Origin of the sequence: Paenisporosarcina sp. HGH0030 (assembly GCF_000411295.1) — a bacterium.
Classification (GTDB): domain Bacteria; phylum Bacillota; class Bacilli; order Bacillales_A; family Planococcaceae; genus Paenisporosarcina.
The window spans coordinates 14242-40886 of sequence record NZ_KE150425.1 but is presented as its reverse complement, the minus strand read 5'-3'; the positions used below and the strand labels follow the sequence as shown (position 1 = coordinate 40886).

At 40.8% G+C, this 26645-nt stretch carries 27 protein-coding genes and 2 tRNA genes; 27 read left to right on the top strand and 2 right to left on the bottom strand.

The genetic code is table 11. The features are described from left to right. Positions 1-60 precede the first annotated feature (60 nt). From HMPREF1210_RS17140 to HMPREF1210_RS17025, 24 genes are all read left to right on the top strand, one after another. On the top strand, positions 61-1269 hold the full coding sequence (locus HMPREF1210_RS17140; RefSeq protein ID WP_016429965.1) for a G5 and 3D domain-containing protein: 1209 nt from the start codon (positions 61-63) through the stop codon (positions 1267-1269). Between the two features lie 180 nt (positions 1270-1449). Then, on the top strand, positions 1450-2016 hold the full coding sequence (gene rnmV, locus HMPREF1210_RS17135) for a ribonuclease M5 (RefSeq protein ID WP_016429964.1): 567 nt from the start codon (positions 1450-1452) through the stop codon (positions 2014-2016). After that, a complete protein-coding gene (gene rsmA / locus HMPREF1210_RS17130) occupies positions 2009-2902 on the top strand; it encodes a 16S rRNA (adenine(1518)-N(6)/adenine(1519)-N(6))-dimethyltransferase RsmA (protein WP_016429963.1) in 894 nt (297 codons plus the stop codon). Before rnmV ends, rsmA begins: the two co-directional genes overlap by 8 nt. A gap of 147 nt (positions 2903-3049) precedes the next feature. Continuing rightward, on the top strand, positions 3050-3313 hold the full coding sequence (gene veg / locus HMPREF1210_RS17125; RefSeq protein WP_016429962.1) for a biofilm formation stimulator Veg: 264 nt from the start codon (positions 3050-3052) through the stop codon (positions 3311-3313). Between the two features lie 114 nt (positions 3314-3427). Further along, positions 3428-3616 carry a small, acid-soluble spore protein, alpha/beta type gene (locus HMPREF1210_RS17120; protein ID WP_016429961.1) on the top strand — a complete coding sequence of 63 codons (189 nt, stop codon included), beginning with the start codon at positions 3428-3430 and terminating at the stop codon, positions 3614-3616. Positions 3617-3774: 158 nt separating this feature from the next. After that, complete coding sequence (ispE, locus tag HMPREF1210_RS17115; protein ID WP_016429960.1) at positions 3775-4641, top strand: 4-(cytidine 5'-diphospho)-2-C-methyl-D-erythritol kinase; 867 nt, start codon at positions 3775-3777, stop codon at positions 4639-4641. A 56-nt stretch (positions 4642-4697) separates the two neighbouring features. Beyond that, the gene (gene purR, locus HMPREF1210_RS17110; protein ID WP_016429959.1) at positions 4698-5528 is read left to right on the top strand and encodes a pur operon repressor; all 831 of its coding nucleotides are present in this window, start codon (positions 4698-4700) and stop codon (positions 5526-5528) included. Then, complete coding sequence (locus HMPREF1210_RS17105; protein WP_016429958.1) at positions 5528-5902, top strand: RidA family protein; 375 nt, start codon at positions 5528-5530, stop codon at positions 5900-5902. The genes purR and HMPREF1210_RS17105 overlap by 1 nt, the downstream gene beginning before the upstream one ends. A 153-nt stretch (positions 5903-6055) precedes the next feature. Continuing rightward, positions 6056-6346, top strand: a complete 291-nt coding sequence (gene spoVG, locus HMPREF1210_RS17100; protein ID WP_016429957.1) for a septation regulator SpoVG — start codon at positions 6056-6058, stop codon at positions 6344-6346. A 586-nt stretch (positions 6347-6932) separates the two neighbouring features. Next, positions 6933-8294 (top strand): bifunctional UDP-N-acetylglucosamine diphosphorylase/glucosamine-1-phosphate N-acetyltransferase GlmU, encoded by a 1362-nt coding sequence (glmU, locus tag HMPREF1210_RS17095; RefSeq protein ID WP_016429956.1) that lies wholly within the window; start codon positions 6933-6935, stop codon positions 8292-8294. Positions 8295-8318: 24 nt separating this feature from the next. After that, positions 8319-9278 (top strand): ribose-phosphate diphosphokinase, encoded by a 960-nt coding sequence (locus HMPREF1210_RS17090; RefSeq protein WP_016429955.1) that lies wholly within the window; start codon positions 8319-8321, stop codon positions 9276-9278. Positions 9279-9353: 75 nt separating this feature from the next. Further along, complete coding sequence (locus HMPREF1210_RS17085; RefSeq protein ID WP_016429954.1) at positions 9354-10010, top strand: 50S ribosomal protein L25/general stress protein Ctc; 657 nt, start codon at positions 9354-9356, stop codon at positions 10008-10010. Positions 10011-10117: 107 nt separating this feature from the next. After that, complete coding sequence (gene pth, locus HMPREF1210_RS17080; protein ID WP_016429953.1) at positions 10118-10681, top strand: aminoacyl-tRNA hydrolase; 564 nt, start codon at positions 10118-10120, stop codon at positions 10679-10681. A gap of 55 nt (positions 10682-10736) precedes the next feature. Then, complete coding sequence (locus HMPREF1210_RS17075; RefSeq protein ID WP_016429952.1) at positions 10737-10964, top strand: anti-sigma-F factor Fin; 228 nt, start codon at positions 10737-10739, stop codon at positions 10962-10964. A gap of 291 nt (positions 10965-11255) precedes the next feature. After that, positions 11256-14798 (top strand): transcription-repair coupling factor, encoded by a 3543-nt coding sequence (gene mfd / locus HMPREF1210_RS17070; RefSeq protein WP_016429951.1) that lies wholly within the window; start codon positions 11256-11258, stop codon positions 14796-14798. A 90-nt stretch (positions 14799-14888) separates the two neighbouring features. Continuing rightward, the gene (gene spoVT, locus HMPREF1210_RS17065; RefSeq protein WP_016429950.1) at positions 14889-15425 is read left to right on the top strand and encodes a stage V sporulation protein T; all 537 of its coding nucleotides are present in this window, start codon (positions 14889-14891) and stop codon (positions 15423-15425) included. 270 nt (positions 15426-15695) lie between these two features. Continuing rightward, a complete protein-coding gene (locus tag HMPREF1210_RS17060; RefSeq protein WP_016429949.1) occupies positions 15696-17315 on the top strand; it encodes a polysaccharide biosynthesis protein in 1620 nt (539 codons plus the stop codon). 5 nt (positions 17316-17320) lie between these two features. Continuing rightward, positions 17321-18784 carry a nucleoside triphosphate pyrophosphohydrolase gene (gene mazG / locus HMPREF1210_RS17055; RefSeq protein WP_036660463.1) on the top strand — a complete coding sequence of 488 codons (1464 nt, stop codon included), beginning with the start codon at positions 17321-17323 and terminating at the stop codon, positions 18782-18784. Position 18785: 1 nt separating this feature from the next. Continuing rightward, positions 18786-19076, top strand: coding sequence for an RNA-binding S4 domain-containing protein (locus HMPREF1210_RS17050; protein ID WP_016429947.1), 291 nt, complete (start codon positions 18786-18788; stop codon positions 19074-19076). A gap of 83 nt (positions 19077-19159) precedes the next feature. Next, entirely contained in the window at positions 19160-19459 is a 300-nt protein-coding gene (yabP, locus tag HMPREF1210_RS17045) for a sporulation protein YabP (RefSeq protein ID WP_016429946.1), read from the top strand. Further along, positions 19456-19938: a spore cortex biosynthesis protein YabQ gene (gene yabQ, locus HMPREF1210_RS18700; protein WP_016429945.1), complete on the top strand. Its 483-nt coding sequence runs from the start codon at positions 19456-19458 to the stop codon at positions 19936-19938. Before yabP ends, yabQ begins: the two co-directional genes overlap by 4 nt. 80 nt (positions 19939-20018) lie before the next feature. After that, positions 20019-20435: a septum formation initiator family protein gene (locus tag HMPREF1210_RS17035; RefSeq protein WP_036660472.1), complete on the top strand. Its 417-nt coding sequence runs from the start codon at positions 20019-20021 to the stop codon at positions 20433-20435. A 124-nt stretch (positions 20436-20559) separates the two neighbouring features. After that, positions 20560-20982, top strand: coding sequence for a S1 domain-containing RNA-binding protein (locus tag HMPREF1210_RS17030; RefSeq protein ID WP_016429943.1), 423 nt, complete (start codon positions 20560-20562; stop codon positions 20980-20982). Between the two features lie 134 nt (positions 20983-21116). After that, positions 21117-21575 (top strand): DinB family protein, encoded by a 459-nt coding sequence (locus HMPREF1210_RS17025; RefSeq protein WP_016429942.1) that lies wholly within the window; start codon positions 21117-21119, stop codon positions 21573-21575. A gap of 87 nt (positions 21576-21662) precedes the next feature. Here the strand turns inward: HMPREF1210_RS17025 and HMPREF1210_RS17020 are convergent. After that, positions 21663-21734 (bottom strand) — tRNA-Glu (locus HMPREF1210_RS17020). 204 nt (positions 21735-21938) lie between these two features. Then, positions 21939-22012, bottom strand: a tRNA-Met gene (locus HMPREF1210_RS17015). A 116-nt stretch (positions 22013-22128) separates the two neighbouring features. Here HMPREF1210_RS17015 and HMPREF1210_RS17010 point away from each other — a divergent pair. From HMPREF1210_RS17010 to hpt, 3 genes are read left to right on the top strand one after another with little or no spacing between them, the layout of a single operon-like run. Next, the gene (locus HMPREF1210_RS17010; protein WP_016429941.1) at positions 22129-24615 is read left to right on the top strand and encodes a SpoIIE family protein phosphatase; all 2487 of its coding nucleotides are present in this window, start codon (positions 22129-22131) and stop codon (positions 24613-24615) included. Between the two features lie 26 nt (positions 24616-24641). Further along, the gene (tilS, locus tag HMPREF1210_RS17005) at positions 24642-26030 is read left to right on the top strand and encodes a tRNA lysidine(34) synthetase TilS (protein ID WP_016429940.1); all 1389 of its coding nucleotides are present in this window, start codon (positions 24642-24644) and stop codon (positions 26028-26030) included. A gap of 19 nt (positions 26031-26049) precedes the next feature. Next, positions 26050-26592 carry a hypoxanthine phosphoribosyltransferase gene (gene hpt, locus HMPREF1210_RS17000; protein WP_016429939.1) on the top strand — a complete coding sequence of 181 codons (543 nt, stop codon included), beginning with the start codon at positions 26050-26052 and terminating at the stop codon, positions 26590-26592. The last annotated feature ends 53 nt before the right edge of the window (positions 26593-26645 follow it).

The window sequence follows — 26645 nt, the reverse complement described above, 5'->3', positions numbered from 1 at the left end:
ATGGTTGACAGGCATTTTTGAAATCTATATAATCACACGAGTGATAAGGAGGCGTTTTTCATGTCAAATAATTCCATGAAAAACCTGTTCACCAAAGCATTGAGGAGTAAACAAATAGGAATAGCAGCAATCGCAGTTATCTTAATTGTTTCAGTAATATCAGCCGTTCTTTTCATAGGAACGAAACAAACTGTCGCTTTGACGGTTAATGGTAAACAACAAGAAGTTAACACCCATGCAGATACAGTTGGAGACTTATTAAATGAACAAAACATAAAAGTTTCCGACGCTGATTTAGTGTCACCCTCATTGAACACGAAGATAGAAGAAGGACTTTCTATTAAGTGGGAGCAGGCAAAAAAAATTACGATTACAGTTGATGGGAAAAAACAAACCATCCAAACAACTGCTAATCAAGTTAGTGAAGTTTTAGCAGAAGCAAAGATTGAAGTTTCTGAGCAAGATAAGTTAACACCTAGGCTTGATGCCAAGGTCGGACCCGATACAAACATTGCGATTGAAAAAGCGTTCCAAGTAACGCTCGTAGATGGTGTCAATGAAATGAAGGTTTGGTCCACTTCGACTACGGTCGCTGACTTTTTAAAACAACAAGAGATTCAAATGAATGAATTTGATCGTGTCGAACAAAGAATGGATGAACTAGTGATTCCAAACGATGTTATACAAGTCGTTCGCGTAGAAAAAGTCACCGATGTAGTGGAAGCAGCAACGAATTTCGCTGTGGAAACACGTAAAGATAAGAACCTGTTAAAAGGTAAAGAAAAAGTTGTACAAGAAGGTAAAAAAGGATCCGTTAAACAAACTTATGAAATAATTTCTGAAAACGGGAAACCGGTCGCCCGCATTCTAAAAGGCGAAGAAGTAGTTAGTGATCCAGCCAAGAAAGTCGTGGCTATTGGAACGAAGATTGTTACGGCAAGCGTTTCACGTGGTGCCTCTAGTTCATCAGAACCTAATGGCAAAGAATTTTATGTCTCTGCGACAGCGTATACAGCTTACTGTAATGGCTGTTCTGGAATTACTGCTACAGGTATCGATTTGCGTTCAAACCCTAACCTAAAAGTAATAGCGGTAGATCCAAGTGTTATTCCATTGGGTTCCAAGGTTTGGGTAGAAGGCTATGGTTATGCAGTGGCTGGTGATACTGGTGGAGCGATCAAAGGAATGAAAATTGACTTGTTCATGCCAACAACAGATCAGGCATTTGGATTTGGGCGAAAACAGGTTCGGATTAAAGTATTGGACTAATTTAAATCCAGCTTTCCCATGTATTTTGGGAAAGCTTTTTCTCGTTTAGAGAAAACAGAATGAAATTTGCCTCTTGTCGTTAGTGTCGGACTATCTTGGCCTGCTACGCTTTTCTATGTACATTGAATGCGTGCGCAAGTAAAATAGGCAAAGAAGCAGTTGGAAATGAGGCAGTGAATCGTGTTTATTGAAGAAGTAATAGTGGTGGAAGGCAAAGATGATACAACCGCTATTAAGCGTGCTGTGAGAGCGGATACCATCGAAACGAACGGATCTGCCATTTCATCAGAAACCATTCAGCGTATTCAGCATGCGCAAAATAAAAGAGGGGTCATTGTTTTTACAGATCCTGACTACCCCGGTAGACGTATTCGTGCCATTATTGAAGAACAGGTACAGGGTGTAAAGCATGCGTTTTTACCGAAAGAGAAAACCATTGCAAAAAATGGTAAAGGTCTTGGCATAGAGCATGCAGCGGACGAAGATATACGTCAAGCACTATTAAATGTATATACACCTAGAAATATGTTGAACGAAATAAAAGAAATTCCACTTCACCAATTGATGGAAGCGCGATTAATTGGGCATCCTAGTGCTAAAGCGCGTCGCGATAGACTTGGCGAGCTTTTGCAGATTGGTTATACGAATGGAAAACAACTACAAAAAAGATTATCAATGTTCCAAATTGAAAGCGAGCAGTTAAAAAAAGCTTTAGCACAATTGGATCAGGAGGGCATACATGAGTAAAGATATTGCAACCCCAAAACGTACACAAGAAATATTAAAAAAATATGGATTTTCCTTTAAAAAGAGTTTAGGTCAAAATTTTTTAATCGATCCGAACGTGCTTCATAATATTGTCAGTCATGCAAAGCTGACAAAAGATTCTGCTGCTATTGAAATCGGTCCTGGAATAGGTGCGTTGACAGAGCATTTAGCGCGTAATGCGGGACAAGTGGTTGCATTTGAAATCGATCAACGACTATTACCGGTGTTGGAAGATACGCTTTCTCCGTACAATAACGTAGAAATCGTCCATTCGGATATTTTAAAAGCCAACGTGGCAGAAGTGATGCAGGAAAAACTGGCAGGATACAAGGATGTTATGGTCGTAGCAAACTTACCTTACTATGTAACAACACCTATCTTGATCAAATTATTAATGGAAAAACTGCCGATTCGCGGAATGGTTGTCATGATGCAAAAAGAAGTGGCGGATCGCATCACAGCTTCTCCGAGCACGAAAGCATATGGATCATTGTCGATTGCCATTCAGTATTATATGAAGGCTGAAATTGCCATGACCGTACCGAAAACAGTATTTATCCCACAACCTAATGTTGATTCAGCTGTCATTAAATTAACTAGACACGAGACGGCTCCGGTACATGTTCAGGATGAAGATTTCTTATTCACGGTTTCGCGTTCTTCTTTTGCCCAACGCAGAAAAACCATTCTAAACAATTTGCAGTCACAACTTCCACATGGGAAAGAAAAGAAAGATTTGATTTTAGCTGCACTCGAAGGTGCGAACATAGATCCAACCCGTCGTGGGGAAACATTAACCATTCAAGAGTTCGGGAAATTGGCAGATTTATTGCTTCCTGATTTCAAGGAAACACTGACTTTATAACAAACTCAGCACACTTATTTTAAAAAAAGACGGCTGGATTATACGAAACTTATTGACAAGTGCTTTTGTTCATTGTTAAAATAATAAATTTGGTTGACAAATATTTTTTGATATGGTATGCTTGTTACTAAGTGAGGTGTAAGCGAAATGCCAAAAACTTTAGCTGATATTAAGAAGTCTTTAGATTGTCATTTAGGTAAACGTTTGCAATTAAAAGCAAACGGTGGTCGCAAGAAAACGATTGAACGAGCAGGCGTTTTACGTGAAACGTATCATGCAGTGTTCGTAGTGGATCTTGATCAGGACGAGAACGCTTTCGAGCGTGTGTCTTACAGCTACACAGATATTTTAACTGAAGCAGTAGAAATTACAATTGTTGACGGAATGCAAGAACTTGTAGTCGTCAAATAATCTTTCGCACTTATGTACTTATTTTTTATCAAAACACTCTTGGGTTATATTCCATGAGTGTTTTTTTGTTTTCAGTGCATACTACATTTGTCAGTCCTCAAGAGGAGGAAAAACATGCCACGTAATCGTGTAATGTCAGATCGTCTAAAAGAGGAAATTGCGAAAGAACTTGGATTTTACAATGTCGTTGAGCGTGACGGTTGGGGAGGCATAACTTCTCGGAATGCTGGTAATATGGTAAAGCGAGCTGTTGAAATGGCACAGACCGGATTAATGAACGGGCAAAATCGCTACAAGAAGTAAGTCGCAATGATAATTTCTAATGGGACTGACAAAGGCGGAGCAATCCGCCTTTTTTACGGATAAAAAGTCAAGCTGATATCTTTTCGAGGCCTCCTTTCCTAAATCACTAGCTGTGGTAAAATAGGGAACAGCAATGAACAGATGAAGGAGGCATAGCCATGCTTTATGTGAAAGCTCCTGCAAAAATTAATTTAACCCTGGATGTCCTACAAAAACGTCCGGATGGCTATCATGAAGTAGAAATGATTATGACAACGGTTGATTTGGCAGATCGTATTGGATTAGAACCGAGAATTGATGGTCAGATTCGTATAATTTCAGCTGACCGATATGTGCCGGATGATCACAGAAACTTAGCCTATCAAGCTGCTAAGTTATTAAAAGATACATATAAGATACAAGAAGGCGTATCGATTACTTTAGAGAAAAAAATACCTGTTGCTGCTGGTCTGGCAGGAGGAAGCAGTGATGCGGCCGCTACTTTAAAGGGATTGAATGAATTATGGGATTTGAAGTTGACTGCTGATCAATTAGCCGAACACGGGGCTAAAATTGGTTCGGATGTTTCGTTCTGTGTTTATGGAGGAACGGCATTGGCCACTGGTAGAGGAGAACAGATTCAGGAATTGCCGGCCCCGCCAAACTGCTGGATTATATTAGCTAAACCTTCGATAGGTGTATCGACGGCAGATGTCTACGGAAGTCTGAAAGTTAATGAAGTGGCCCATCCCAATACAAAAGAAATGATTCGTGCAATTCGTGAGAAAGATTATGTATTAATGTGTAATACTATGGGAAATGCATTGGAATCAGTTACGTTAAAAATGCATCCCGAGGTCTCCATGATCAAAGAACACATGATGAAATTTGGAGCGGATGCGGTATTAATGAGTGGTAGTGGTCCAACAGTATTTGGCGTAGTTCAACACGAGTCCAGAGTGAATAGAATCTATAATGGTTTAAGAGGCTTTTGTGACGAAGTGTATGCAGTCAGATTGTTGGGAGAGCGAGATGCACTTGCCTAAAACCGTATATTTGTTTAAACTTACGTATAAATCATTCGTGTTTAGGAGTGTGACCAATGAAGTGGAAACGCAGTGAGCGACTCGTTGATATGACTCATTATTTGTTAGACCATCCCCAACAGTTAATTCCATTAACATTGTTTGCGGATATGTACCAATCTGCTAAATCTTCAATAAGTGAAGATTTGACCATTGTGAAAGAAACGTTCGAAGAAAAAGGCATCGGCTTGTTAATGACAGTCCCAGGGGCCGCTGGCGGGGTTAAGTATATTCCAAGTATGCGTGATGAGGCGGTTCGTGAAGTCATTAAAGACTTTATGGAAGAGCTTGGTCACTCAGACCGTTTGTTACCTGGTGGGTATTTATTTATGACGGATTTACTTGGAAATCCTGAACTGATGAATCGTGTAGGAAAAGTATTTGCTTCAGCGTTTGCCAAACAACCAATCGATGTCATTATGACCGTGGCGACAAAAGGGATTCCGATTGCTCATGCCATTGCTCGTCATTTAAATGTACCTGTTGTGGTCGTACGTCGAGATAGCAAAGTTACGGAAGGTTCTACTGTCAGCATTAACTATGTTTCTGGATCTTCACGTCGTATCCAGACGATGGTGTTGTCAAAACGCAGTATGAAGAGTGGACAACGCGTTCTTATTACGGACGACTTCATGAAAGTCGGCGGTACAATGAATGGAATGAAAAACTTACTTGAAGAATTCAATTGCCAATTAGCAGGTGTTGCCGTATTAGTTGAAGCGGAGCACGCCGACGAACAGTTAATTGAAAATTATTTATCACTTGTAAAACTGCATGAAGTAAATGAAAAAGATCGTACGATTGCTTTAACAGAAGGTAATTATTTTTCGAAAGGTGGAAATGAATAATGAAAGCAGTATCGACAACTAAAGCACCAGCAGCAATAGGACCATACGTTCAAGGAATGATTGTAAACGGCATGTTTTATAGTTCTGGCCAAATTCCATTGACAGCTGAAGGGAATATGGTGGAAGGCTCAATTACAGAACAAACTCACCAAGTTTTCGCAAATTTAAAAGCTGTACTTGAAGAAGCGGGATCATCTTTACAACAAGTGGTGAAGACAACTGTCTTCATTAAGAATATGAATGACTTTGTTGTATTCAACGAAATATATGGTCAGCATTTTGGTGAACATAAACCCGCACGTTCCACTGTTGAAGTGGCACGTTTGCCGAAAGATGCACAAGTGGAAATAGAAGTTATCGCGTTAATTTCATAAGATATTTTCGAGCCATAGAGATATTTTCTATGGTTCTTTTATTGCCCTCTTAAATATTTTAAAAATTCAATTAAAAAAGAAGGGAAAATATGATAAATGTAGAATATAGTTGTCAGAGACTGTAAGGCAACTAAGAAGAAAGGTGGTGAGACAATGGAAGTAACTGATGTAAGATTACGTCGAGTACAAACCGATGGCCGCATGCGTGCCATTGCTTCCATCACACTAGACAGCGAGTTTGTCGTTCATGATATTCGTGTCATTGACGGTAATACAGGGCTATTTGTGGCCATGCCAAGTAAACGGACACCAGATGGAGAATTTCGAGATATTGCACACCCGATTAATTCTGGGACACGTACTAAAATTCAAGAAGCTGTATTGAACGCTTACGAGGAGTCTAGCGAAGAAGACATGATTCCCTATGAAGAAGCAGGAGCTTAATAGATTAGCTTAAGAGACTTGTCATGTCGTATGATAGGTTTCTTTTTTTGTAATAACATTAATCAATCTCTCTTTTGATGACGGCGTCCATGCCATTGCTCTGACGACGTCATCTAGTATTTTGATTTCAAATGGATTGGCCATCAAGGTAATAGGAGACTAAACTTCCTCTATCATATTAACGTTAAAATATTTCTTCCTATCATGTACTAAATTCTCTATGTGCGTCATGCAAATTGTGAAAGAGAAGTGAAATAACAAGAAAAGGACTTACACCTTAGGGTGAGAAGTCCTTTTTAATGTCTAGTTTCAAAAGCCAGCCTGCACATAGTAAATGGACAAAAAACCCAAAATTAGAGAAGGTTTGTGCCTTGGCCGGAGTCTGGCTAGGGAGAGATTTTGTGCTTATCTTTGTGGACATCTCCAAGCTTTAGTACAAAATCAAGAGTGTCTCTTAGATTTTTAAATAAAAAAGGTTAATAATAATGGTTTTGTCATCAATTTGTCAAGCGGGATTTCCTTGAATTACGGGTCTATTTCGGCTATAGTCAAAAGAGTAAATTGAACCTATTGGAGGACTCACTAGATGGCACAAACATATGCAGTGGTATTAGCTGCTGGTCAAGGTACACGTATGAAGTCCAAATTATATAAAGTACTACATCCTGTCTGTGGCAAACCGATGGTTGAACATGTGATCGATCACATTCAAGGTATTGGAGCCGAACGAATTGTGACAATCGTTGGCCACGGTGCTGAAAAAGTACAGGATCAACTGGGAAGCCGTAGTGAGTACGCACTTCAAGAACAACAACTCGGTACGGCTCATGCAGTTTTGCAGGCAAGTGAGGTATTAGGAAATCTATCTGGGACAACTCTTGTCATTTGTGGTGATACTCCGCTGATTCGCCCAGAAACAATGAAAGCGCTTCTAGCACACCATCACGAAACGGCTGCGAAAGCAACGATTCTTACTGGGATTCCTGAAAATCCTACAGGTTATGGCCGCATTATTCGTAATGCAGAAGGACATGTTGAACGCATCGTGGAACAAAAAGATGCTTCGCCTGAAGAACAAAAAGTGAAAGAAATTAACTCTGGCACATACTGCTTTGACAATGAATCCTTATTCGCAGCGTTAAAACTTGTGAAAAATGATAATTCTCAAGGTGAATATTATTTACCGGATGTTATTGAAATATTGAAAAACCAGGGCTCTATCATTTCTGCTTATGCGACAGATGATTTTGAAGAGACTCTAGGCGTAAATGATCGTGTGGCACTATCGCAAGCTGAAACATTGATGCGCGAGCGGATCGTTGAGAAACATATGCGCAACGGTGTAACTATTATTAATCCAACAAATACATTCATCAGCGCGGATGCGGTAATCGGTTCAGATACTGTGTTGCAACCTGGTGTCATAATTGAAGGAGTCAGTGAAATCGGGGAAGATTGCCTGATTGGTCCGAATAGTCATATCACAAACAGCAGAATCGGTCATCGTACAACTGTCCATTCGTCCGTTGTCACTCAAAGTGTTATTGGGGAAGATACGGCTGTTGGTCCGTTTGCACACATTCGCCCAGATTCAGAAATTGGCAATGCTGCTAAAATCGGCAACTTTGTTGAAATTAAGAAAACGAAATTAGGTAACCAATCGAAAGTATCACACCTAAGTTATATTGGTGATGCTGAGGTTGGTGAACGAGTAAATATTGGCTGTGGTACGATTACAGTGAACTATGATGGTAAGAATAAATTTGTTACAACAATTGAGAATGATTCATTCGTAGGGTGTAATTCGAATTTGATTGCTCCTGTCAGCATTGGTCAAGGCGCTTATGTAGCGGCTGGATCGACCATTACGAAAAATGTGCCGGCACAAGCTTTGGCAATTGGTCGAGTCCGTCAAGAAAACAAAGAAGGATATGTCAAAAAAAACTAAACTTAAAATAATAGGAGGAACATCATGGCTTACCATTATGCAGATACTAAATTAAAAATCTTTTCATTAAACTCAAACCATTCACTTGCGAAAGAATTGGCGGATGAAGTTGGGGTATCTCTAGGGAAAATTTCCGTAAACCGTTTTAGTGATGGTGAAGTTCAAATAAACATTGAAGAAAGTATTCGTGGCTGTGACGTCTTCATCATTCAGTCAACTTCTTCTCCTGTAAATGAAAACTTAATGGAGCTTTTAATTATGGTAGATGCTGTGAAACGTGCTTCAGCACGCACAGTTAACGTTGTTCTTCCTTACTATGGTTATGCTCGCCAAGACCGTAAAGCACGTGCTCGTGAACCAATCACGGCTAAATTAGTGGCAAACCTTCTTGAAACTGCTGGTGCAACTCGTGCTATCGTGTTAGATTTGCATGCACCTCAAATCCAAGGTTTCTTCGATATTTTAATCGATCATTTAATCGCGGTACCTATTTTGTCTGACTACTTCTTAGAGAAAAACATTGACCCATCTGAAATCGTGATTGTTTCTCCTGATCACGGTGGAGTTACACGTGCACGCAAAATGGCAGATAGATTGAAAGCACCAATTGCCATCATCGACAAACGTCGCCCGCGTCCTAATGTTGCAGAAGTAATGAACATTGTTGGTAATGTGGAAGGCAAAATAGCCATCCTAATCGACGATATCATTGATACAGCGGGTACAATTACAATCGCTGCGAATGCATTAGTAGAAAGTGGCGCGAAAGAAGTATATGCATGCTGTACACATCCTGTATTATCAGGTCCAGCAATCGAACGTATCGATAACTCAGTAATTAAAGAGTTAGTCATCACGAACTCAATCGAATTACCTGAAGAAAAGAATTCTCCAAAAATCATTCAATTGTCAGTTGCCCATCTTTTAGCTGAAGCAATTGTTCGTGTGTTTGAAGAGAAATCTGTCAGCACTTTATTCGATTGATGCGTCGAATGTTTCATTTTCTGTAAGTTGGGTAAACATAATACCAGAATGACTTACACAGGAGAGTGAAAATAGATGGCTACAACAGTAAAAACACAATCACGTGAAATAGGTAAACGATCTAATTTAACGAAATTACGCGATGAGGGCTTTGTGCCTGCAGTCGTATATGGTTATAAAACAGAATCTTCTTCAATCGCAGTTAGCGAATTGGATTTATTAAAAACACTTCGTGAGGTTGGGCGCAACGGCGTAATGAAATTAGACGTTGATGGTAAACCAGTAAATGTAGTATTAAGTGACTACCAAATGGACGTTTTGAAAGGTAAGTTCGTCCATGCTGATTTCTTGGCCATCAATATGTCTGATGAATTAGATGTTAACGTAACGATTGTCATAACTGGCGATTCAGCTGTCGTTAAAGAAGGCGGCGTTTTGAGCCAACCAAATCGTGAAGTTACAATTAAAGTAAAACCTTCTGCAATTCCAGATTCAATTGAAGTAGATGTTTCGGGTCTTGCAATTGGTGAGACATTAACAGTTGCTGATATTCGTGATAAATCTGAATATAATATCTTGAATGAAGATGATTTCACGTTAGTATCCGTTTCTGCGCCTCGTTCGGATGAAGAGTTAGAAACTACTGCTGATGAACCAGCAGTAGCGGAAGACGGAGAAAGCGAAGAAGCGTCTAAAATTGAAGGCCAACCAAAGGCAGAAACAAAAGAATAACCAATATAATCAAAATGGGATTGTCTTTGGACAGTCCCATTTTTTTTATGAACTATGTGCTTTGTGGTAAAATGGGAATCATTCAGAAGATAAAGGACGTATCGTTTATGAAAATGATTATCGGACTCGGCAACCCGGGGAAACCGTATGAACACACAAGGCATAATATTGGTTTTGATGTGGTGGATGAGTTGGCAAATCGATACAATTCTCCATTGAATCAAATGAAGTTCAAAGGAATGTACTCTATAGTACATAGACCTGAAGGAAAAGTTTTACTCGTTAAACCGCTTACTTATATGAATCTTTCTGGCGAATGTGTGGTCCCGATGATGGATTACTACGAAATAGCAGAAGAAGATATTGTGGTCATTTATGATGACCTGGATCTGTCGGTAGGTAAACTGAGACTTCGTCAAAAAGGCAGTGCAGGCGGACATAATGGCATTAAATCGTTGATACATCATTTAGGTACACAAAACTTCAATCGCATCCGAGTAGGCGTAAATCGCCCACCTGCAGGCATGAAGGTACCTGACTATGTTTTATCAAGGTTTACATCAGAGGAAAAACCTTTGATGGATGAGGCCTTGAAAAAAAGTGCAGATGCCTGCGAAGATTGGTTATCTTCACCTTTTCTTGAAGTGATGAATCGTTTTAATGGTGCATAAGGAATAAATTGAGTTCGACCGGTCTATACTTTGAAAAAGGAGGCCGGTCCGTACTATGGCAATTCATGTAAAGTGTCGGCACTGCAAGACAGAAATGGGGCAGCTATCAGGCCAATCCGCTCTGCAGCATGGTCGAGTAAAGCAAATGAGAGAAGAATTTGCAGAAGAGTTCTTCACACAAGATGAAGAAGGAACACTAACAGTGTCCAGCATTTGTGAGCATTGTGAAAAATCTCTACGAGATAACCCAAACTACTATGCTATACAAAAGTGGATACAATAAGAATAAGCTTTGGCGCGGGTCTCGCGCACAAAGCCTTTTTCTGTTTATATAGCACTGGTTTTGGTTATTAGAGTGATAGAACACATCTCTATCTTTTCATGTCTAGCTCCAAGTACCAGCTCGCACCTAAGCTTGGGCCAACGGGATGTTGGTTATGAAGGCGTCGCGACACGATGTCGCAGATTTAGCCTTCCTTCCCAATATCATGCGAAAGCAGGCTTTCGAATCGGACTTTCAGCACCGACGTCGGGCTAGATTGGCACTTTGCGCTTTTCTTATAAGGAGGTTCGTATGGAACCATTACATCAATTATTTACGAAAGACCATCATATAAAGACGTTGCTGACAGATCTTCAAACTGGAGTCGATCAGCAGCTGGTGACAGGCCTCACGGGAGGAGCCCGTCCACTATTTATACACTCTATGGCAAAAGAGACGGAGAGACCGATTTTAGTAGTGTCCCCGAATCTATTACAGGCACAGCGATTGTTTGAAGATATGGTAAAGCTACTAGGTGAAGATGAAGTTCGTTTATATCCAGCTGATGAATTAATCGCGGCAGATATGTCTGTATCGAGTCCAGAGCTTCGTGCAGAGCGTATTGAGACGCTTGATTTCATGCTGTCCCAAAAACGAGGAGTTGTCATCACACCAATTGCAGGTCTTCGTCGCCATATGCCAAATTTAGCTCAATGGAGAGCGAGTCGCCTTGAAACAGCTATCGGACAAGAAGTGAAAATGGACGAATGGCTCGATCAGTTAGTAGCGATGGGTTACTCCAGACAAGCAATGGTTACCACGCCGGGTGAGTTTGCTTTGCGTGGAGGTATTTTGGATATTTATCCGATTTACTTGCAACACCCAGTACGTCTTGAATTTTTCGATACTGAAGTGGATTCAATACGCATGTTTTCCGCGGAAGATCAGCGCTCCATTGAAAAGCTGAAAGAAGTCTGTATCCTGCCAGCAACGGAATTTGTGTGGACGCGACAACAACTTATGATTCTGGCTGAGAAATTAGAAGAATCATTGGCTGGTAGTTTAAAAAAATTGAAGAAGCCCGAAACGAAAGAACTTCTGCTTCAACATATCAATCATGACATCGAATTGCTGAGACAAGGCGATACTCCAGAACAAATGACGAAGTATGTATCCATTCTCGAAGACCACCCTACTTTCCTTGGCGATTATTTTGCTCAAGATGGTTTGGTGTTATTTGATGAGCTCGGTCGTATACAAGAGACAACGGATTCATTGGAACGTGAAGAGAAAGATTGGTATGTTTCATTGCTTGAAGAAGGCAAGACGGTTCATGATGTAAAGCTTTCGTTCAGTTTTAAAGAAATTCTTGGGATGTTGGATCAGAAGAAAATTTATTTTTCTTTGTTTGCTCGTACTTTCTCGGGTATTTCATTAAAGAAATCGATTGCGTTTTCTTGTAAACCAATGCAACATTTCCATGGGCAAATGAGTGTCCTAAAAAACGAAATGGAACGGTTTGAAGCCGGCAAGTTCTTTATTTTTGTCTTGGCTGAAGGAAATGAACGTCAGAAAAAAGTAAAAGACGTTTTGGAAGATTACGGGATGGACAGTCATGTCCTTACGAAACAAGAAGCACCTGATCAACCAGGGATATATATTATCGATGGAGAAATTTCGAGCGGTTTTGAATTGCCACTCCAACGAATTGCCTTAATGACGGACGAGGAACTATTTAAACAGCGACCTAAAAAGAAATCACGTCCACAAAAAATGACGAATGCTGAACGAATCAAAAGTTACTCCGAAATCAAACCGGGTGATCATATTGTTCATATTCACCACGGGATTGGGAAATATATAGGCATTGAAACGCTAGAAATCAATGGCATTCACAAAGACTATTTGCACATTCGCTACCGTGCGGAAGATAAATTGTTTGTACCGGTCGATCAAATCGATCAAATTCAAAAATATGTCGCTTCGGAAGAGAGAGAGCCTAAGCTCCATAAGTTAGGTGGCGCAGACTGGAAGAAAACAAAAACTAAAGTCTCGGCAGCGGTACAAGATATTGCGGATGACTTAATAAAACTATATGCCAAACGCGAATCTGAAAAAGGGCATGCTTTTGAGCCTGATCAAGATATGCAGCAAGCTTTTGAAACGGCTTTTCCATATGAAGAAACAGACGATCAATTGCGCTCCATTGAAGAAGTTAAACGTGATATGGAAAAAGAACGACCAATGGACCGCTTGATTTGTGGGGATGTTGGGTACGGCAAGACGGAAGTGGCAATTCGTGCCGCTTTTAAAGCTGTGCAGGACAGTAAACAAGTGGCCTTCCTTGTACCGACGACCATCTTGGCACAACAGCATTACGAAACAATGAAAGAGCGATTTGCCGATTTCCCTGTGGAAGTTGGTTTGTTGAGTCGATTCCGTTCGAAAAAGCAACAAACCGAAACTACAAAAGGATTAAAAGCAGGCACAATCGATGTAGTCGTGGGCACACATCGTTTATTATCAAAAGACATTGTGTATTACGATTTAGGATTGCTTATTGTCGATGAAGAACAACGCTTTGGTGTGACACATAAAGAAAAAATCAAGCAATTGAAAACGAATGTAGATGTCTTGACGTTAACAGCGACCCCAATTCCAAGGACACTACATATGTCGATGATAGGTGTACGTGATTTATCGGTAATCGAAACGCCACCAGCCAATCGTTTCCCGGTGCAGACATATGTAATGGAACAGAACGGTGCATTAGTGCGAGAAGCCATAGAACGTGAAATGGCGCGAGGAGGCCAAGCGTTTTATCTATACAATCGTGTAGAAGATATGGCACGCAAAGTGGAGGAAATCCAAATGCTTGTGCCTGAAGCACGTGTTGGCTTTGCACATGGGCAAATGACTGAAAGAGAGTTAGAGTCCGTCATTCTGGCATTTTTGGAGGGCGATTACGATGTACTCGTTACTACAACGATTATTGAAACAGGGATTGATATCCCTAATGTTAATACACTTATAGTGCAAAATGCAGATCGCATGGGACTCTCTCAACTGTATCAACTAAGAGGTCGTGTCGGCCGTTCAAACCGTGTGGCTTATGCATACTTCATGTACCAACGGGATAAAGTGCTGACAGATGTCGCTGAAAAACGATTGCAAGCTATTAAAGAATTTACCGAGCTCGGTTCAGGATTTAAAATTGCCATGCGTGATTTATCGATTCGCGGAGCGGGGAATCTACTTGGTTCACAGCAACATGGCTTTATTGATTCGGTTGGATTTGATTTATACGCACAAATGTTACAAGAAGCAATCGAAGAGAAACAAACCGGCGTGAAACAGGAAGAAGTGCTTGATGTCGAGATTTCCTTGCCGTTTGATGCCTATTTGCCAGATGCTTACATTCCTGACGGATTCCAAAAAATTCAGATGTATAAACGCATTAAAGCTGTTGATAGTGAGAAAGACTACGAAGATTTAGTGGACGAATTAATTGACCGTTTTGGAAATATGCCGATTGAAGCAGAACGCTTAATGCGAATCGCCCGTATTAAAGTTTGGGCAAAAATTTCAGGTGTTGAATCGATTAAAGAACAACAAAAACAATTGGTCATAAAATTATCGAAAAAAGGCACACAAAATACGAATGGTGCCATGCTAGTGGAATCTTCAATGGACTATGGGCGAGCGGTTGGTTTCCAAATGAATAACCAACAACAATTACTTGTAACAATTGATGAAAAGAAAACTGCCAAACATCATCCATTCGATGTTTTGGAAGCCATGATGAAGCATTTGCCTGAAGCTCGAAAAGAAGTGAATTCCTTTGTTGGGGAGTAATGGAGACGCTTGCATATTTTATCCAAACATGACGCATACTGAGATAGAAATCAAAGAAATTTGAATTCTGTCGAAAGTGAGGCAACAAAGATGAAAGCTACAGGTATCGTCAGACGAATCGATGACCTAGGCCGTGTCGTCATTCCGAAGGAAATTAGAAGAACGCTTCGTATCCGTGAAGGAGATCCACTCGAAATATTTACGGACCGCGACGGCGAAGTCATTTTAAAAAAGTATTCCCCAATTAATGAACTCGGTGATTTTGCTCAGGAGTATGCTGAAACGCTTTATGCGACACTAGGCACTCCCGCTTTGATTAGCGACCGTGACGAAATGATTGCAGTAGCAGGTGTATCGAAAAAAGATTATTTGAACCGTCGACTGTCTTCTCAAGCGGAGGACATTCTACAAATGCGAACCATCGTGACGGAAAAAATCGAAAAATCGGTAGAATGGATTCCGGGACAAGTAGAACAAGTCAAATCGTATTGTGTAGCACCAATCATTGCTAGTGGTGATCCAATCGGCGCGGTCTACTTACTCTCAAAAGTCCACTTCATCGGTGAAGCCGAAATCAAAGCAGTGGAAACAGCAGCCCATTTCCTAGCCAAACAAATGGAACACTGAAAAGTGAAGTACGCCGTGGTAGACCGACGCCGGTGCTGGAAGGATCGACTCGAAAACTTGTTTTCGCAGGAGAGCCTGAAGCTTAGGTGCGGTCTGGCGTACGTAACTAGACACTGTTACGTGAAGTAAGCATCGGAACTGGAACTTGAAAGCGAAAAGCGTCTTCTTAATCAAATAAGAAGACGTTTTTTTCGTGTTATAATATACTCATCAAAAGCGCGGAATTCCGTGCATGGAACGAGCCACTGGTGATTGGAATGAGGAACAACTATGAACAACGAATGGACGATGCAAAAATTTATGAAGGGCACAGTTTTATTAACCATTGCCGCCTTAATCGTCAAAGCGCTAAGCGCAGTCTACAGAATCCCTTTTCAAAACATTGTGGGAGATCAAGGGTTTTACATATACCAGCAAGTCTATCCATTCATTGGAGTGCTAACCGTTTGGACATCGTATGGCTTTGCGGTAGCCATTTCAAAACTATTGGCAGATGCACATGACCAACCAGAATCCAATCAACGAGTAACTATTTTACGAACTGCTTTTATTTATTTAAGCGTAATATCAATCATCAGTTTTTCCTTGTTGTTTTCGGGAGCCGATGTGCTTGCCCGTTGGATGGGGGATGGGGAACTTGCGCAATTACTACGTACTGGCTCTTTTGTCGTATTATTGATGCCTGTGTTGGCTTTGTTGAAAGGATCTTTTCAAGCGGAAGGTCGAATGGAGCCAGTCGCTTATGGACAAGTAGTGGAGCAAACGGTTCGGGTGACGGTTATTTTAGTAGGAACATTTATTGTGGTGAAAACAGGCGCGTCTTTGTACGTTGCCGGAAGCACTGCTTTGTTAGGTGCTATCGTTGGTGAGATTGCAGGCATTGTGTTGCTTTTATTATTTGTTAGTAAAAAAAACAAACATGAAGTAGGAATGAGAGTTCATAAGCACGTTAAAGTTGGACCCATTATCAAGGATTTGACCATTATTAGCTTAAGTGTCAGCATGAGCTCGCTCATTTTACTTTTTTTTCAACTGGTTGACTCTTTTACAATCTTCAGTAGTTTGACGGAAACAGGGATGGACCGAATAACTGCAATGGAAACGAAAGGCACGTATGACAGAGGATTGCCCCTTGTCCAAATGGGCATTCTCATCGCTTCAACCTTGTCACTTTCCATCGTTCCGTTGATTGCTCACACAACGCAAAAGAAGACAGGACGAAATGCGATTCCATATGCGCAATTAACGTTTCGAATTGCACTTTTATTTGGAACCGCAGCCACACTGGGACTAATTCTAGTGTTACCGCCAGTTAATGAAATGTTGTTTGAAACAAGAGATTTATCCGCCACATTGATGGTATTTTGCATCCAAATCTTTTGGCTTTCATTAATTTTAACGATGACTTCTTTATTGCAAGGGTTGGGGAAAGTGGTCCTTCCTGCATTTTTGCTGATTGTGGGACTCGTATTGAAGTGGTTGTGTAATGCTTGGTTGTTGCCTAAGATGGGAATTATGGGAGCGGCAATTGCCAGTAATGTTGGCTTCGCCTTCATTGCAATCAGTTTATATGTCTATGTCTATTCAATTTGGAAGATTCGTTTTGCGAATACCAGATTTTATGGTCATTTAAGTGTCGCTTCATTATTAATGATTTGTAGCGTATTAACATGGATGTATGTAGCCGATGGTTGGTTATTTGATGGACTTTCCAGTCGCTTCGCCGCGATGTTGACGGCCCTCACAAGCGTGGGTTTAGGTGCAACTGTATTTTTGCTTTACATCGCCAAAAGTCGAATAATTGCCGAGAAGGAATGGTTCTTATTACCACTCGGACGAAGAATGGCCATGATTCAATTGTGGTTTTACGGTAAAAAAAGAAAGTGGTGATTCTTATGAATACAATTACAGTGCTTGGTCTTGGGGCAGGGGACTTGGAACAATTGCCGTTAGGTGTATATAAAACATTGCTGAAAGCACAACGACTATATGTGCGAACAGCTGAACATCCCGTATTACAAGAATTAAAGGATGAAGGCATTTCATACGAAAGCTTTGATGCAGTTTATGAAAAACATGATGCATTTGAAGCGGTATATAAAGAGATTGTCGAAACGCTAATTACACTATCTCAATCCGGTCCATTGTTTTATGCTGTTCCGGGTCATCCATTAGTGGCTGAACAGACTGTTCAATGGTTGGTGGATGCAGAAAAAGAGGGGCGTATTCAACTTGAAATTGTGGGCGGACAAAGTTTCCTGGACCCAATTTTCAATGCTCTGCGTATTGATCCTATTGAAGGTTTTCAATTACTTGATGGAACAATGTTCAAACGGGATGATGTCCAGATGTCCCAACATGTATTGATTGCACAAGTATATGATGCCTACAGTGCATCCGAGGTAAAGTTGACGTTAATGGAAAAATATCCGGAAGACTACCCGGTTACCATCGTCACAGCGGCTGGCTCAAGTGGAGAAGTACTCCGCACCGTACCTTTGTATGAGCTGGACCGTGCTGCTGAATTGAACAATTTGACGACCGTTTATGTCCCACCTGCTAATAACCGTGAAGAACGCTTGAAAGAGTGGTCCACATTTAGAGAAATTATTGCGAAGCTGCGTGCACCAGATGGTTGTCCGTGGGACCGTGAACAAACACATGAAACGTTAAAGAAATATTTAATAGAAGAAGTGCATGAATTTTTACAAGCTGTAAACGATCAGGATGACGATGGAATGATTGAAGAACTCGGAGACGTGTTGCTGCAAGTGTTTTTACATGCTCAAATCGGAGAAGATGAAGGATATTTCAGTTTGGAAGATGTTCTTGAAAGCGTATCTTCGAAAATGATTCGTAGACATCCGCATGTTTTTGGCGATGTGGAAGTAGAAAATTCAGAGGACGTGTTGCGCAATTGGCAACAACTGAAGTCAGCAGAAAAAGGCAACGACAAAACCCGAATTCTGTATGGACAAGAGCGCTCGGAATCTTCACTTTTAACTTCGTACAATTTCCAAAAAGCCGCCGCGAAAGTAGGGTTTGACTGGCCGGAAGCAGAGGGTGCCTGGTTGAAATTTGAAGAGGAATGGGAAGAATTCAGACATGAAATTTTAAATGGTTCAGCAACATCACAGCTGGATGAGTTGGGCGATGTGCTATTTACGATTGTCAATGTAGCGCGCTTTTACGGGCTTTCGCCTGAAGAAGCAATGATGCATGCGAATCGAAAATTCAAAACCCGTTTTCACTACGTCGAAGACAGTGTGACGAAGGGCAAGGGTGAATTCGGCGCATACACGTTGGATGAACTCGAAGAATTTTGGCAACAGGCTAAACAAGCAAAAGGGGATGAATGACATGAGATTAGATAAATTTTTAAAAGTATCACGACTGATTAAACGACGTACACTTGCAAAAGAAGTCGCTGATCAAGGCCGCATCACGATTAATGGCAAAGTAAGTAAAGCCAGCTCCGTTGTGAAGGTAGGCGATGAATTAGCCATCCGTTTCGGGCAGAAAGTTGTGACGGCTCGCATCGAAATGCTAAAAGATGCAGTTAAAAAAGAAGAATCCACGATGATGTATAGCATCTTAAAAGAAGAACGACTGGAGAAAGTCGACCCTGAATTTATAGATGATGAAGATTAAATAAAGAGCATGGCCAAATCTGGTCATGCTTTTTTGTTTGCCTGCATATAGTAAATGGACTGGACAAGTAAAGGAGGAATTTTATGCAATATCAAGCCGAACATGCATCCATCACGATTCCATCAGGAGATCACGTAGTTAGTTTGCGAAACCGCAAACGCATGGACCTAACATCTGTCAAATCCATTGAGCGATTTGACCAAGAAGAATTCGCTGTACGTACATCGCAAGGTCATTTAAGTATTAGAGGCGAAGAGTTACGCATTGTTCATTTAGATGTGGACAAGGGGTTGCTGACACTTGAAGGTCACGTGCGCACGTTCCAATACGATGAAGAAGAACGTGAACAAAGCCGTAATTTCTTGCATAAATTGTTTGGATGACGATCTCTTATCAATTTTTAAGCCTGTTGGCCATGATTGTTAGTGGCGTGGCCACAGGTTTTTTAGTTGAAAGTTTTCGTGACAGTTGCCAAGCTCTCCGTCCACGTGCTCTATTAAGACGTTACCATAAAATAATTGAAATTTTTTTATGGTTGGGATTAGGAATCGCAAGCTTTTATTTATTATTTCAGTTAAGAGATGGGACTTGGCGAATATACGACCCGTGTGCTCAACTCGTCGGAATAATTCTCTATGAGTTATGGTTTCGTAGGCCGTTGCTATTCGTAAGACATGTGTTTATGCGATTAATCGTGTATCCGATCTGGTGGGTTATTCAACTGATCATCAGGATTATTCGCTCAATTGTCCTCCTTTTTGTTAAAATATGTATGATTCCTATACGACCTATTATTAAATTAATAACAAAAATTTTAAAATTAATACAAAAATCCCCTTTAAAAATCCCTGAAAAATCTTGAGTTATCACTTGTTATCGGTTATAATTGCAACTACAAAACAGTTGACAAATTATGGCTGACGAGGAGTGAACAACTTGAGTATGAATAATCATGGTAACGAAGAAAAACGCAATATTGCTTCCATCAACAAGGATTATGTCCGCTCGGTTGAACGCCACGAAAAACGCCAGAAAGCACATAAAGTTCGTTTGTTTAGACGCTTGGCTGCATTTGCAGTCCTTGTAGTCGTGGTGATGGGATGGTTGACTTATACAATGGTAAATCAATCTCGTGTTCTGGCTGCCAAGGAAGATAGAAAAGAACAAGCGCTACAAGCTTTGGAAGAAGTGAAAGATCAACAAGATTTGTTGAATTCTCAAATTCTCAAATTAAATGATGATGAATACATTGCGAAGCTTGCCAGAAAAGAATACTTCCTATCTGACGAGGGAGAAATCATTTTTGCAATCCCTGAAAAAGAAGAAAATGAAGACAAAAACAATGATTCAAAAGAGTAGTCTTATTGACACTCTTTTTTTGTTGGCTATAATTAAGAATGGAGACCTGTATTTTTAGGTCCGCTATTACGATTACAAGGCTTCAAAGAAGCCGGCTTAATTTTTAAGGAGGAGCATTTTTTTTATGTCAATTGAAGTAGGCAGCAAGGTACAAGGTAAAGTAACAGGAATCACAAATTTCGGCGCATTCGTCGAACTACCAGGTGGCTCAACAGGTCTTGTTCATATCAGTGAAGTCGCTGACAACTATGTGAAAGATATCAACGAGCATTTGAAAGTTGGAGATATGGTTGAAGTAAAAGTGATGAATGTGGAAGCTGACGGCAAAATCGGCTTATCAATTCGTAAAGCCAAGCCACAACCTGAGCGACCAGAACGTCCTCAACGTCCACGCCAAAATAATCGTCAAAACGATCGAGATCGTCCGTTTAAAGAGAATTTTGAGCAAAAAATGGCACGTTTCTTAAAAGATAGTGAAGATCGTTTGTCCACTTTAAAACGTGCAACTGAATCGAAGCGTGGCGGTCGCGGCGCAAAACGAGGATAATTTGCTGGCTGTTTTAATCGTAGAAAAAGTGTTTTGTATAGCATCCCTGTTGTCATACGGGGATGTTTTTTTGTGTTCTAAAAAAGGATTCCTAACGTGATTTAGCGAAATTTATATGGAAAGGAGTGAGGGATATGAAGAAACAACAAATTCTGGAGACTCATAAAAATTATCAAACCTGGTTGGATTCATTGCAAGAGATGAATAAGGAACAAGCAATGAGTCCGTATGCTCCAGGCAAATGGTCGCCCAATGAAATTGTCATGCACTTAGCTGAATGGGATCGTTTTACATTTGAAGAACGACTCCCTGTCATGAAAGAAGGTGCGAAACTTGAAAGTTTCCCGGCGTTCGATGAGTTTAATGCAAAAGCTGCATCACGTGCTGCTGAACAAACATTTGAAGAAACCGTTACGTATGCGAAAAATGAACGTCAGCGCATTACGCAAAAACTTGAAGAACTAGATGAGATTGAATGGGATAAAGGATTCCACATCGGAGATCACGCTTTGTCGATTACAAGCTATTTTACCGATTTTTCTCAACACGATGAGCATCATAAACGACAAATTGAGCAAGTTCGCGGTAGTTGAAGATTGAATTTTGGATAATTCACCTTACATTTAAAAAACGCAAGAAAAAACCCACAAGAGAACAATGTCTCTTGTGGGTTTTTGGGATGACCCCTACGGGATTCGAACCCGTGTTACCGCCGTGAAAGGGCGGTGTCTTAACCGCTTGACCAAGGGGCCTTGGTGGAAAGTGCTACGTTAATGTCTAGCTTCAAGCGCCAGCCCGCACCTAAGCTTCAGAAACTCATTCGGAAACAAGTTTCCGAATCGTTTCTTCCAGCGCTGGTGTCGGGCTAGAGTGGCACTTTACGCTTTGGTCCACAGGATGTGGATCATGCATCCGTTGCCGCAGGACGCGGCGAACTTAGGATGCGTACATCAGTATGGCGGCCGAGGGGATCGAACCCCCGACCTCACGGGTATGAACCGTACGCTCTAGCCAGCTGAGCTAGGCCGCCTTTGTTAAAGAACATTTTTAATAATACAAGCGAAGATAGGGTGTGTCAAGCAGTCTTTTGAAAATATATCACGTTTCTTCTGATATTTCGTCGAAATGTTTTTTATGAGGGCTGTCATGAATAGACAAACTTCAAACAAACCTTCTCCTATAATGAAAAACATCGTATGGGAAGGGATTGGTTTCATGAAATCGTGGACAACTGATGGTGTGAAGAAAATGCCTGTTTGGAGTCGTTGGGTGCAAGTCGTAAAAAAGAAAAAATTGAAAATCACATTATCCGTACTTATTTTATTTTTTGCGTTCTTCTTATCGAAAGCGGTTTTGTTTGAAGCGGCGGTTCCATTTTTTCTACCCATTTGGGCCATTGTGGCAAGGCGGTACCCACGTTATTTACCGTTTGTTTGGATTGGGGGCCTCAGTGGGAGCTTGACGCTCGGAATCGGGCAGACCGTCCTCCACGTCCTGCAAGTTGGTGGCTACCAAGCGGTGAGTCAAGTTGTTAAGAACAAAAAGTTGATTCCGTTCCAGGTAGCTATGGTGATATTGCTTGTCCAGGTTGGATGGCAATGGGTATCGTACGGGGGAGAAATCCCACTATCCGTCTCCTTACTCGTTTTATATGAAAGCATTTTGTCCGCAATCATGACGGTCTTTTTATTCCAATTGTTTGTCCCGATGCACGCTTTAACAACTGCAAAGTGGACGTTTGAACGCATAGGGGCAGCTGTAATGGTAAGCGCTTTAATGCTAACGGGAATGGGTGGATTATTGTTTGGGCTCATTTCCATTCCACTTGTTCTCGTTCATGTTATGTTGTTCGGGGCGGTCAGCGTGGGAGGGGTATTCGTAGGGACTGCTGTCGCCACAATCATGGGAACAATCCTGAGTTTGTCTCAATTATCTTTTAGCGGCATGATTGCCGTTTACGCCTTATCCGGATTGTGCGCAGGACTATTTCAAAATAAAGGTCGCCTATGGATGGCTATCGGATCGATTGGCGCGGCTCTTTTCTTCACCGTATATGACACGTCACTACCACTTGATAAAGTCTATTTTGCTTCACTGGCTCTCGCAATGATGATTTTTTTCATCATGCCGTCTTCTTGGATAAGCTATGCTCAAAATCAGTTGTTCCCGAAACCTTCTTCCGTGCTTTTTAAAAGACAACAATGGTTGACAGATAAAGTAAATACACAACTTTATGATTTCCAACAGTTCGTTGAGTTCATCACCCAACTTGTGAACGACCGTTTCCCAACTCAAAAAGAAATCGCGTCGACCACCCAAACACCCGATTACTCGGTTTGTGGGTCTTGCTTCCGAAAAGACAAATGTTGGGGTGCGGAAAATCAAGGCATGTACCCAATTGTGGATGAATGGAAAGAGATGCGTGGACAAACAAAATCCGGCGTTCGTTATCGTTTAAATGATCGCATTCAAGAAAAATGTGTACGTTCAAGTGGATTGATTGATGCACTTGAAGAAGAATACGCAAACAATAAATTAGCTGGACACTACGCTCATGGCAAGAAAATGCTTGCCTATCAACTACGTGACATGAGTAATCATGTGAGCGAACTGATGGCAGATCTTCAGCTAAATGAAGCAAACCATGAATCAGAAGAAGAAAAGATTTCTAAACGTCTGGATGACGCGAAAATTGCACATTTTCAAATTGATATGCTGTCTGAAGAACCGGGAGCAAGGAAAATTGTATGTTGTTTACCGGTGAAACAAGCGGAATGGGAAACGAATCAAATGGTCGGAGAACGATTGATCATTCCTATTCTTCATGAATTATATGATGAACCTTTTGAAATTAGTCGTACAACTGAAATACAAGATCCATTTGCTCATATTCAAATTACATTCCAATCCGCAGTTAGATTCACATATGATTATGGGGTGTTTACAAGGTCTTTCCAGAATACGGTTTACTCAGGTGATGCTCATAGTGTCATTCCTTTGCATAGCGGGCTAGTTGCATTCGTATTATCGGATGGGATGGGGCAGGACATGGAAGCTTACCACGAAAGTAGAAAAGTCATTCGTTTGTTGCGTGAATGCCTGCAACATCAAATGAACCCTGAAACAGCGATGCATACACTACATTATGTCATGTCTCTTAAGCACCATTCTGACTTATATGCTACGGTTGACTTAGCGTTACTTGATTTACAACAAGGAAAACTTTGGTCATTTAAAGCAGGTAGCATGTCTACGTATTTGCTGAGAGGGAAAGACTGTGTGAAAATCGATAGTCAAAGTGTACCGATTGGGTTCCTACCAACCATGTCCGTTGATGCGGAAGAACGTATTGTAAAAGATGGAGATATTCTAGTCATGCTGTCAGACGGCATGTTCTCCCCAGAATACTCTTTGGAAGAACAAGAAAATGAACTGATTCGATTGATGAGAAAATATGAATCAACACCTACTGGTTCACTTGCTGATTTATTAGCTGCCGAATTCAGTCGCAAATATCCTGCCGCAGAAGATGATCGAACATTAATTGTTGTGAAAGTGAAGCACTCTGTTCCAGAATGGTCATTATTTTCACCGTCTTATCGAAATATTTCCCGGGAAAGAATGATAAAATAGAATAAAAGCAAGGAGGTGACAAGAAGTTGGATTTTCGGTATGAGATATTGGAGTATAATCAGAAACATCAATTGATAAGCGGAGGGGATCGACTTCTTGTCGCATGTTCCGGGGGCGCAGATTCAGTTGCGCTCCTCACTTTTTTACATCAGCAAAAAGAAAATTTGGGAATTGACATTGGCTGTATACATGCAAACCATGGTCTGAGAGATGAAGAGTCCGACGCAGATGAACGTTTTGTAGAAACGTTATGCCAAAAATTAATTATCCCTTTCTATACCAAAACCTTGGATATACAAGAGATTTTGCAAAGTGAAAATGGGAATTTACAAGATGTATGCCGTCGTGAACGTTATCACTTTTTTGAACAAACGATGAAAGAAAAAAAATATAACAAACTCGCAGTAGCACATCATGCTGACGATCAAGTGGAATCTGTATTCATGGGGTTGACGAGGGGTACTCGAGCAAATGGGATGTACGCCAAAAGAAGTTTCGGGACTGGTGAGTTGATTCGACCACTGTTATTCGTTACTCGACAGCAAATTGAACAGTATTTGAAAATACAGCAGTATACATATCGTGAGGATTCAAGTAATCAAAAGGATACATACACGCGTAATCGGTTCCGCCATCATATTATGCCGCTGGTTCAAGAAGAAAACCCAAATGTGGCTATGGCTATCTCACATTGGACACTGCAACAGCAACAGGATGAACAGTTACTGCAAAAGTTTGCAGTGAAAGAATATAAGGGAATAATCATTTTTTCTTCCCACCATTCATTGGAGATTGACTTAAATCGATTCCGAGACATCGAGCTGGCTTTACAAAAAAGGGTCGTTCTACTACTATTAAACTATCTATACCCTAATGAAAAATTATGGTTAAGTCATTCACTTATTGATCAAATCCATAGCCAGTGTCTCGAACGTGACGGTTCAAGTGAGGTTCATCTTCCAAAAGGAAGAAAAGGATACCGCCACTACTCGACGATGCTTTTTTCTTTTGATGGTGCAAACTCTTCCGCCCCCACTTCCGCAACAAGCATTGACATTGGTCAATGGCATTCTGTCGGATCGGATTTGCGGATAAAGTTATGTAACAGGGATGATGGATTTTGTCTTGAGGACGGATGGTATATAACACTTGAGCCAAGTGAGCTGCCAATTCGTTCGAGAGGAAGGTTGACGGGAGATCGATTGTTATTAAAAGGAATGAAGGAGCCCAAACGGTTGTCACGTCTATTGATAGACAAGAAGGTGCCTCGTCAAATCCGTGATGACATCCGATTACTCATAACGCAGCAAGAAGAAATTATTGGTGTACCAGGGGTACGATTAGGTACACGTTTTACCACACAACCACATGATGGTTGGACACATAAGATTATGATTGAAAAAGAGAGCAACTAAGCTTGAGGAGGAACCCCAAATGTTAGAAAAAGATATTCAAGAAGTGTTAATTTCTGAAGAGCAGTTACAAACAAAAATTCGTGAACTAGGCGAAGTATTAACAGCTGATTACAGCGACAAGTTTCCACTTGCAGTCGGTGTGCTAAAAGGTGCAATGCCTTTTATGGCGGACCTAATGAAACGTATGGATATATACATGGAAATTGATTTCATGGACGTTTCCAGTTATGGAAATGCAACTGTTTCCTCAGGTGAAGTGAAAATCGTCAAGGACTTGAACACAAGTGTTGAAGGCCGTGATGTATTGATTCTAGAGGATATTATCGACAGCGGTTTGACTCTTAGCTATTTAGTGGATCTTTTCAAATATCGTAAAGCTAAATCGATTAAAGTGGTTACATTACTAGACAAACCTACAGGCCGTAAAGTGGATTTACAAGCAGATTACGTTGGTTTTATAGTGCCGGATGCGTTTGTAGTAGGATACGGATTGGACTACATGGAGAAATATCGTAACTTGCCTTACGTTGGTGTTTTAAAGAAAGAAGTTTACTCATTTTAAAAGAGCGGACGAAAATCTGTCACGAATTTAATTATGGCATGTAAAAAGCAAGG